This window comes from Alistipes sp. CAG:29, from assembly GCF_000435435.1.
GTDB lineage: Bacteria > Bacteroidota > Bacteroidia > Bacteroidales > Rikenellaceae > Alistipes > Alistipes onderdonkii.
The window spans coordinates 1-799 of sequence record NZ_FR893457.1; the positions used below are offsets into that span (position 1 = coordinate 1).

General features: G+C 50.3%; 1 protein-coding gene. It reads right to left on the reverse strand.

Annotated features, from left to right (window positions below; genetic code table 11):
* Positions 1-67: 67 nt before the first annotated feature.
* Positions 68-799 (reverse strand): site-specific integrase (locus QVP03_RS06225; protein WP_288210680.1); only part of this gene is annotated, 732 nt, incomplete at its 5' end.

Consider the following 799-nt stretch of genomic DNA (forward strand, 5'->3'; position numbering starts at 1 on the left):
GACCGAATGATGAGTTTATACAAGTATGTAAATACATAATATATTTATATACTTTATCGCAAAGTGTCTACACGGAGAATTTCGTTGCCAGTTTCTCCCGGAGCATGGTAACCTCACGGTCGATCATCGGCGGGGTGACTTTCGCATAGATTTGAGTGGTGGTGATATTTTTATGTCCCAGCATCTTCGAAAGCGTCTCCAGACTCACGCCGTTCGACAGGCAGATCGTCGTGGCGTACGTGTGCCTTGCCAGATGGAACGAGAGTTGTTTGTCGATGCCGCACTCTCGGGCGATGTTTTTCAGACTGTCGTCGATCGAATCGAGTGTAGACATGGCAAAAACACGTCCGTCGCCGGTCAGGCCCCGGTACTTGTTCAGGATGAACAACGCATACGGCAGAAGTTTGACAACGTATCTGGTTTCGGTCTTCTGGCGGTTCCCGCTGATCCACCACTCGCCCTGCGCATCCTGCTCGATCCGGTCATAGGTCAGCGAGGCCATATCCGCATAGCAGATGCCCGTAAAGCAGGAGAACAGGAACATATCGCGGTTATAGTCCTGACGCTTATACCGCAGCTCGGTAGTCATCATACGCCGGAGTTCATCTTCCGTTAAAAAACTACGTTCCGGATTCGGAGCCGTATATTGATAGAGGGAAAAGGGGTTGCGAGGCATCCAGCCGTTGTTGAACGCGATTTTGACAACGTATTTCAGGCATTTGAGATAACCGCTGACGGTCGTAGGCTTGAGCCCCAGATCGGATTTAAGGTAGACGTGGTATTGCTCGATGAACGACTG